Genomic DNA, 459 nt, shown 5'->3' on the forward strand with positions numbered 1-459 from the left:
ATTTTGGATAATATTGAGGGTATGGTTTTATGATCAAACCCCATGATAATATACTTGTAATATTTACCAACACTATTATTTACTATAGCCTTAAAATTATCAATGTTGTAATGATGGAATTGAACATCAGTTATGATCGTATCTGGTAAATTGTTAATAAATGAGTGGTACAAAACCTCTTTATATGCTTTAAAAGTATCCAAAACTAAAAGTACTTTTTTTGTTTTACTTGCTACATAATAGCCTTTATTAGGCACTGCTTCTATAACACCATCCTCTTTAAGTATTGAATAAGCCTTGAATACGGTATCTCTTGAAAGTGTATGATTTTTACAAATAGTATTCACAGAAGGTAAAGTATAACCAACAGATATAATGTTTTTTGAAATACTATCGTTAATCGCATTCACTATTTGTTGGTATTTTGGGATATCACTATCATGATGAATGTGTAATATA

At 28.1% G+C, this 459-nt stretch carries 1 protein-coding gene; it reads right to left on the minus strand.

The genetic code is table 11. The features are described from left to right. The coding region (locus tag IU405_RS00280) for a GntR family transcriptional regulator (protein WP_197436671.1) at positions 1-458 on the minus strand (458 nt) is incomplete at its 3' end. Position 459 lies beyond the last annotated feature (1 nt).

Origin of the sequence: Polaribacter sp. BAL334 (assembly GCF_015767435.1) — a bacterium.
Lineage (GTDB): Bacteria > Bacteroidota > Bacteroidia > Flavobacteriales > Flavobacteriaceae > Polaribacter.